This window comes from Akkermansiaceae bacterium (assembly GCA_024233115.1).
Lineage (GTDB): Bacteria > Verrucomicrobiota > Verrucomicrobiia > Verrucomicrobiales > Akkermansiaceae > Oceaniferula.
The window spans coordinates 658,626-667,366 of the sequence record JACKQB010000004.1 but is presented as its reverse complement, the minus strand read 5'-3'; the positions used below and the strand labels follow the sequence as shown (position 1 = coordinate 667,366).

Genomic DNA, 8,741 nt, shown 5'->3' with positions numbered 1-8,741 from the left:
TGGGCCTTCAAACTCGATTTGCACCTTGTATCGTGCGGCAAAATCCGCATGAGATACTACTGATACGGCAAAGAACATTATTAGGGAGTAGAATAGTGATTTCATTTTCTTATTATTGGCTAACGTAGAGCTCAACCGCCGGTGGGTCAACCGCCGCAAACCTGAGATGGTCAATACCTCTCACTCTTGGCAAACTGCTGGACGGTTAACGGTCGGATGAAGCGCCTTGTTCGGCCACGTGATTCGTAAACCTATGGAGCAACAGGAAGTCGTTGGATCGGAATACGCTTGCGAGGTGTAATTGATCGAGCCTCCTCAAAGAGCCGTATATTCAAGTCCCTCGATTTCAATATCTGAATAGCCTTATCTCTACTTGGCATAATCTTATCCAGAGCCTCATGCGACCGTGATTCTTCGATTAGTGTAATAACCTTAGACTCAAGATCAGAGCCTTGCAAAATCTCAACGGCATCAGGATCATTATAGCTCTCCTGTAAAAAGCAACGGCGATAATCATACTTCTCACCACCAATGGAAAAATCGAACCAGACGTAGATGATCTCTCCATTACCATTAATGAAACCCATGATTACTGAACCACCATCAGCAAACATATCGGATGTCCGGTAACTCCAATACTTCCCTCTATCAAGCAACTCTATAGCTCCTTCCTTCTCAAGGACTGGCTCCTCCTCTGCATCTCGGCAAGCAGATAGAACCAACAATACAGACATCAATGTTAGATAACGAGTCTTCATATTATTATTGCCGAACGTAGAGCTCAACCGCCGGCGTGTAAATGTCAGAAACCAGAAATGGTCATAAGCAAGCCGCCCGCAACAAACTCGCGGACGGTTAACGGTCGGATGAAGCGCCTTGTTAGACTAATATTCCTGTGATTTAGAGACCACTTGAATATCGTCTTCATATACAATCATACCTGGACGATTGGTCGTCAAGGTTCGAACTTGTATGTCTGAATCTTGCAGAATAGCTATAATATCTCGAAACACTGAAATCCATTCCTGCGCAGTATCTTTGAACCAGCATACACAGTCACTACTCCAATTACTCTCATCAAAGGGAGGACACGGCATATCGTTGTTAAGCTTCTCAAAGATTGTTGCAGCGTACTGCTTATGGTAATCTTCTAGTTTACCCTCTTCGCCCAAAATACGCAGGCTAGCTACTACACCGGTGCATCGCGTGGCACTTTCATGATCCGTGTTAACGATGAATCGGATGTATTTCATTATTCTTGTCTAACGTAAAGCTCAACCGCCGCTGAATCAACGGTCATAGACTGAGCATGGTTGTTTCGTCATTTACCGAGCGGAAGTCGAGCGCGGTTAGCGGTCGGATGCAGCGACTTGTTCGACCAGATTCTTCGCAAACTTACTCCGCCCCTGTGCGTGGTTCTCGCATGACATCTCTGATCCACTTAAAGAAGTAGCCCAAGCCCACACCAGCGAGCAATCCCCCAATCAAAGAAGCTATAGCGGGTCCGGCACCCTCTCTAGCTTCCACCGGGGTTACCGCTATAAAATCCACTCCGATCACAAGAAACCCAAGAGCCATTAAGCTGAAAAGTATTCTAAACTTTGGCAGCGGAATCCACATCAGCATCACAACGAAGCCGACCGATATACCAAGAAATGCGAACATAAGGATTCTTATTATTGTCGAACGTAGAGCTCAACCGCCGGTGGGTCAACCGTCGAAAATCAAGAATGGTCATAAGCAAGCCGCCCGAAACAAACTCGCGGACGGTTAACGGTCGGATGAAGCGCCTTGTTCGACGGCGATTCTGAATAGTCAGGATGTGCCGACTCGTGATCGCATCGTGCTGGCTCTCTCGCAACCCCGCCAAGAACCGCCGACAGCAAGTTTCTGGCACCGGAGGAAGCCGCGCTTAGTGAATCGACGCGATGTGCCAGTATCTTGCGAAACCCTTGCACGAACCACGCCCTTGCGCCCAAAAGTGTCACCTGGAGAATCTCATCCGCCGGAACCTGTGCCCTGCACGATGATGCCGTTCAAGACACCAGAGACGGATCAAGCAACCTGAGATCATCAGCGAAACCTTCCATCATGGTGCATCGAGAACCGCCAACTTCAGAAAATTCTTATTATTGGCGAACGTAGAGCTCAACCGCCGCCGGGACAACCTCCGAATCACCAAAAACGATTTTTCTCTCTATCAGGTTACGGAGTCGCGGACGGTTAACGGTCGGATGAAGCGCCTTGTTCGGCCACTTTTTATAACGAGCCTGCTGCGCTTGGATCTTTCTTCATTCTATATTCTCTATCCTTTACCGGATTCTTCACCTCTAATGTGTGATATCCCCTCATTAATAACAATCCGCCTTGAGAGTGTAGATAAATGCGTCCATCTGTATTAGAGTGTCTTGACCCTCTTCCCATCATATATTGGGGGACAGGTGCAACTCCATGTATAGGACTACCACTCTCATCGATAACTTTGATGCGTGTGAGCGGCTCTGATGCGCAACTTACCAAAATCATAGGAACGATATACAGGAATGTGGGTAAACGCCTCATTATTCAGATGTTAAAGGTTATTATTTATTCTTATAATTGCCGAACGTAGAGCTCAACCGCCGGTGGGTCAACCGTCGAAAACCTGAAATGGTAATAAGCAAGCCGCCCGCAACAAACTCACGGACGGTTAACGGTCGGATGAAGCGCCTTGTTCGGCCACATTTTTTGGATTAATCGATGAAAATGTCTAGTAGCGTTCCTGCCACAGAGCTGTCACGAAGCATATCGGCATCATAAAACTCTGTGAAACCACACTTGCGACAAGAAAGGGAAATATACGTGTTGTGCTGTATGTCTAACATCTTAGATAAACCAGTTCCCGTAGTGGCTATTCGCTTAGATTCCGCCCCCGTGGAGGAACACTTGGGACATGTAAACCTCCGAGCTAACTTCTCATCGATGGATTCCTCCCTTGCGTAGGTCTCCGGTGAAACACCAACCCCAGGCGATTCTCCTTCATCTGCTGAGCACTTCCAGCACGATGTAAACTGGTCTTCGTGCTCTTCACCGCATGTATCACATTTCCACATATTCTTGGGTCTTATTATTATTGCCGAACGTAAAGCTCAACCGCCGGTGAGTCAAACGCGACAAACCTCGAACGGATGATTGCTGTAAAACTGTGTGAAGTCGAGGACGGTTAACGGTCGGATGAAGCGACTTGTTCGGCAACCATTCTCTCAAACACCACCCGGCTCCCTTAAACGTCCCCCATCATTCACACCGACCGTCTCTGCAAGCGTGCGAAAGCCAGGCATGTCGACCGAAGCCGGAAACGCCAGAGTAACGATCACGGAGAGAACCGATGGGCAACATGGATCAAACCACCCTCAAACTATAAACCGACATCGATGGATCAAGGTAGAGCGAGCGCGGCAGCAGGAACATCCGGCATCGAACCTGATGACCATGATCAACCAATAACCCATTCATCTAACCAACGCGACAACATGCAACACAATGCGTGCATTCTTATTATGGCCGAACGTAGAGCTCAACCGCCGGTGAGTCAACCGCCGCAAACCTGAAATGGTCAATACCTCTCACTCGCGGCAAACTGTGGGGCGGTTAACGGTCGGATGAAGCGCCTTGTTCGACGGGGATTCTGAATAATCAACCCAAGCCGACTCGGAATAGTCCAGCACTCTGTCAGGGGAACGCCCGGAAACAAACCAAGGTGGCAATCGTATCAATCTAAATCTGTGTGCGCGAACGATCGATGATAGCCGGCTCTTGAAGTCGACTGAGCGGGATGATGAACGCGGAGACTCAATTCTTATTATTGGCGAACGTAAAGATCAACCGCCCGTGTGACAACGCTCAATAATCATTAACGCAAGATCGCTCTCGCCAGTCATCATGAAGTCGGGGGCTACAAGGGGTCGGATGCATCGCCTTGTTCGATCTACACAGATCAATGCGCCTTTAAACTGCCGTGGGTAACGTAGATCCTGAACCATTGGATGTGTCCATCACCGCCGCGTGAATCGAATCGTGCATCACACCGAAAACGGAATGCGAAACCAATCCAAACCATTCACGACAGATTCTTCTAAAATGTTATCAATGGCAGCGAACGAGAACCAAACCATCAATATCGAGCCAAATGAGCTAGAAACTCAAGCCGTTCCAGGAAGCGTTCATCGATCCAAAATCATTCAATAATAGCGGCATATCGGCGATGCCCCAGGGCAATACTGAACACGAAGAATCAATAATTATCGAACGTAAAGCTCAACCGCCGGTGGGTCAAACTCGATAAATCTAAAAGGGTTTTTTGCTCTATAACTCCGTGAAGTCGTCAACGGTTAACGGTCGGATGCAGCGACTTGTTCGACCACATTCTTCGCCAAAGCCACCTTCAAATATCACTTCGCCATCGCAGTCTCCCGACCGTCTCTGCCAGCCTCCGCGATAGCGCTGGAATCATCGATGCCAAACTACCGTTATACCTGAGAGTGATGAATTGAATGTCTGAATCTGTATAATCTCAATACCTGGATTCTGGTTAATCCATTCTTCAGCCTTGCGATGTGAGGCTTCAATCAAACCGTAATCGAATGTAACATTACCAAGGCGAGCACGTCTAGATTCGGTAAATACAGCCCTCCTAATAGGCTTCAATTTCTCGTCACTTTCCTTTTTAGGTGGGAATGGGGGGGGTGATGGCAGTTCCATATTCTTTATTATTGTCGAACGTATAGCTCAACCGCCGGTGGGTCAACCGTCACAAACCAGAAACGGTCATATGCAAGCCGCCCGTCGCAAACTGTCGGACGGTTAACGGTCGGATGAAGCGCCTTGTTCGGCCACATTCTTGCAAACACCGCATGCACGCAAAAACGTCACCGACCATTAGTCCCGACCGTCTCTGCAAATGTGCGATAGCCTGGCATATCATGCATCGAAGCCTGAAACCGCTGACCAACGATTATGGGGAAAGCCGATGAGCAACATGGATCAAACCAGCCTCAACCATCACATCTCCATCGAGGGATCAAGCAACGGCGAATGCGGCAGCAGGAACATCCGTCATCGAAACCTGAAGACAACGAGCAACCCCAAAACTCATTCGCCTAAGATACACGGAAACACGAAACACAATGCATGCATTCTTATTATTGCCGAACGTAGAGCTCAACCGCCGGTGGGTCAACCGTCGAAAATCAAGAATGGTCATAAGCAAGCCGCCCGCAACAAACTCACGGACGGTTAACGGTCGGATGAAGCGCCTTGTTCGGCCACTATTCTCAAATTGGGGACCACTCGCTATGCTTTAATTAATCTGAGAACTCAGCGAATGTTGCGATATGAAGCACTTAGACCCACATCCCGAGAGAAAATACGATTCGATCAACAAAATCATAATCCAGCTAATACGAATTATACTCAAGATCTACTGTTTCGACCCTGATTCCGCGACAAATTGGTATTTAGTGATTATTGATTTCATCATTGATAGTGGAATCCTGAACACCGCAATCTCAAGATTTAAAAAATTTACCAAGGAACGACGTAAAGTTAAAAAGTGTAGTAAAAGCCCTAAATAGAACAGCAGCTTTTATTATTCTTATTATTGCCGAACGTAAAGCTCAACCGCCGTCTGTAAAACCGCAATCAAACGAAAATGTCTCATTCCTGTAAAACCGGCTGGAGTCGAGCGCGGTTAGCGGTCGGATGCAGCGACTTGTTCGGCCAGTTTTATTGGAACCGTCAATGTCACTATTATGGGTAAAATCAAAACAAAAAGTATGCCTATCATCTGACCAGTTGAAAACAGCATGAATGATATTCCATCTCGCGAAAACGGCAAAACAACCCATGCTCCACAATATAGAAACAAGACCAGATAGAAATATAATCGCCGTCGTCTTTCAACAACAACGCCCTTCCAACCAAACCGTAACATCATTCGAATCGCCCAGATCACCAGAAATATGGGTATCACTAAAATCAATAATGCTGCAAAAAGATTCCAAGAAAACCCATGCGTATATTCTGTGCATATAGCGGCTAACCCTAACAATCCCGAGAAACACGCACAAGGTAATAGAAACAGCAGGAAGATCCCCAATATTGAATCGTGAACACGCATCATATTATTATTGCCGAACGTAGAGCTCAACCGCCGCCGAGTCAACCGCCGCAAACCAAAAACGGTCATCAGCAAGCCGCCCGTCGCAAACTCTCGGACGGTTAACGGTCGGATGAAGCGCCTTGTTCGGCAACTATTCTCATAACCCATCACCAGCACCTCAAACCGATGTCCAACCATTAACACCGACCGTATCTAGCCATGTTCGTTAGCCTGGCATGTCGACCGAAGCCGGAAACACCAGAGCAACGATCACGGAGAGAACCGATGGGCAACATGGATCAAACCACCCTCAAACTATAAACCGACATCGATGGATCAAGGTAGAGCGAGCACGGCAGCAGGAACATCCGGCATCGAACCTGATGACCATGATCAACCAATAACCCATTCATCTAACCAACGCGACAACATGCAACACAATGCGTGCATTCTTATTATGGCCGAACGTAGAGCTCAACCGCCGGTGAGTCTACCGTCGCAAACCATAAACGGCCATAAGCAAGCCGCCCGCAACAAACTCGCGGACGGTTAACGGTCGGATGAAGCGCCTTGTTCGGCCGAATTCTTCCACTTCATCATCAACTCAAAGAACGCTAAAGTATTCTTATTCATGCTCCATACGGGTGTTAGCCAAGGTGACTTGTTGGGTATCCATGGAACCACATAAACAGAATTAGAAGATACATCCGAAGAGTAACTAACATCTATATAATGCAGTGGGATGGGCTTTGCTGTTCTTGGAAACGTCCCAATCGAGATTTTACTGATGTCTGACTTCAATACATTCAGCGTAAGTGGGCCACCAGAAATTCGAATTTGGTCATCGGTAATATCCATCCATCCCTTACCACGGTAAATCCAACACCATCGACCAGAAAATGATCGATTATGTTCAGGGTCTGAGATGTAAATCTGGCGTTTCATAATTATTATTGCCGAACGTAAAATTCCATGGCCGCGTGTAGAACACCCGCCTACCATTCATGAGTTTAACTGTAAAACGTTCTCGGACTGCGAACGGTTAACGGTCGATGGCAATGACTTGTTAGGCCGCATTATTCTTCAGCTTACGATTCATTAGGGTGATCACAGCTGGAAGCCCCAAAAGAGGCAGCAATAAACTTAGCCTACTTGTCGAAAATAGCACAAAACTACCAGTTGAAGAAAACTGTTGTATGAGGATGTAACTAAGTCCTATAGCGGCTAACACTGCTAATGTTGTGCCAAGAAGCAAATGCTGTGCTGCCACTCTTTGACGCAGATACGTCGTAGCCACATAGAGAGGTGCTGCATAAATTAACCCCCTAAGTAGCTCTGGCGGGTGTATGATGCCAAACAGTAGGGAATAGCTATTCAACATGGAATAAACCAACCCTTGGAGTAATACTAGAAAGACTGCTCCAAGGCACACCGAAATAGCTAGGATGATGTATAATTGCGTATTTCTTATCATTTTATTGCCTAACGTATAGCTCAACCGCCGTCTGTAAAACCGAAAAGCGACCGAGAACGATTATCAACTGTAAACCCGAGCTGGAGTCGAGCGCGGTTAGCGGTCGGATGCAGCGACTTGTTCGACTGCAATTCTTGTTTCATCGTGCTGGAGATCAACCAAAATTAGATGATCTTAAAAACACCGTAAATTATTAATCCTGCGGAAAAAAGCATCTGCGTAGTGATTGCAAGCCAATATATGAATGGGTGTTCCATCTTGGTAACCTCGAATGGCCCCATTAGATCTGAAAACCATAACGGGTCCGATTCTTCACCACGGATGCTCCATAGCGTGAAAAGGAAGAAACCAATGCCAACTATCAGTGCAATCATATTATTATTGGCGAACGTAGAGCTCAACCGCCGGTGAGTCAACCGCCGCAAACCGAAAACGGTCATAAGCAAGCCGCCCGCAGCAAAATCTCGGACGGTTAACGGTCGGATGAAGCGCCTTGTTCGGCCTCATTCTTCTTATGATAAGGCCTTCAAACCCTTGCTAACATAGGCAATCCATTCGTCATTGTTGAGGATTCTATCTTGTCCGCTAGCACGCTTAGTGATGACTATCCTGCCATCTGACATGGCCTTAAGAACAACTTGATCGTCTGCATCAATAATACCAAAACCAGAATCTTGTGCCGCCAAACGAGCATCGCCCAACCATCGTTCGCGGAGAGACTCCTCCTTTCGATGCTTTGTCTTTCGCCATTGAATATGCTCAATAACTTTGTCTATCAATTCGTCTAGCATACGGATATTCTTATTATTGCCGAACGTAAAGCTCAACCGACCGCCCAAACCGAAAGGGCAAATCTCTGAGCAAAATTAAATCTCCGCTACGCCATCGAGTCTGAAGCGGTTAGCGGTCGGATGCAGCGACTTGTTAGCTTCATTTTTTGAAATTGAACTGTTTAAGCATATCATCCAAGTAACCACTACCGTTAAACTTCCATCGATCATTCTCATAAACGAAGAATGCCACATAATCTCCTTCGACATCACAAGAAACGACGATAATTCCTTTATTATTAACCTCCAATACACATCTCACACTGTGTGGATTATGGGGGTGGGTCAATGCGTAGAT

7 protein-coding genes are annotated in these 8,741 nt (G+C 46.9%); all 7 read right to left on the bottom strand.

The window, feature by feature from the left end; genetic code table 11:
* Nucleotides 1-251: 251 nt before the first annotated feature.
* The 7 genes from H7A51_13890 to H7A51_13860 all read right to left on the bottom strand — a co-directional run bounded on the left by H7A51_13890 (nucleotide 252) and on the right by H7A51_13860 (nucleotide 8,404).
* Nucleotides 252-758, bottom strand: a complete 507-nt coding sequence (locus tag H7A51_13890; protein ID MCP5537308.1) for a hypothetical protein — start codon at nucleotides 756-758, stop codon at nucleotides 252-254.
* A gap of 126 nt (nucleotides 759-884) precedes the next feature.
* The gene (locus tag H7A51_13885) at nucleotides 885-1,253 is read right to left on the bottom strand and encodes a hypothetical protein (GenBank protein ID MCP5537307.1); all 369 of its coding nucleotides are present in this window, start codon (nucleotides 1,251-1,253) and stop codon (nucleotides 885-887) included.
* A 142-nt stretch (nucleotides 1,254-1,395) separates the two neighbouring features.
* Nucleotides 1,396-1,665, bottom strand: coding sequence for a hypothetical protein (locus tag H7A51_13880; protein MCP5537306.1), 270 nt, complete (start codon nucleotides 1,663-1,665; stop codon nucleotides 1,396-1,398).
* 1,067 nt (nucleotides 1,666-2,732) lie between these two features.
* Nucleotides 2,733-3,092: a zinc ribbon domain-containing protein gene (locus tag H7A51_13875; protein ID MCP5537305.1), complete on the bottom strand. Its 360-nt coding sequence runs from the start codon at nucleotides 3,090-3,092 to the stop codon at nucleotides 2,733-2,735.
* Nucleotides 3,093-5,728: 2,636 nt separating this feature from the next.
* Nucleotides 5,729-6,343: a hypothetical protein gene (locus H7A51_13870; protein MCP5537304.1), complete on the bottom strand. Its 615-nt coding sequence runs from the start codon at nucleotides 6,341-6,343 to the stop codon at nucleotides 5,729-5,731.
* Between the two features lie 345 nt (nucleotides 6,344-6,688).
* Nucleotides 6,689-7,084, bottom strand: coding sequence for a hypothetical protein (locus H7A51_13865; protein ID MCP5537303.1), 396 nt, complete (start codon nucleotides 7,082-7,084; stop codon nucleotides 6,689-6,691).
* A 1,041-nt stretch (nucleotides 7,085-8,125) separates the two neighbouring features.
* The gene (locus H7A51_13860; GenBank protein MCP5537302.1) at nucleotides 8,126-8,404 is read right to left on the bottom strand and encodes a hypothetical protein; all 279 of its coding nucleotides are present in this window, start codon (nucleotides 8,402-8,404) and stop codon (nucleotides 8,126-8,128) included.
* Between the last annotated feature and the right edge of the window lie 337 nt (nucleotides 8,405-8,741).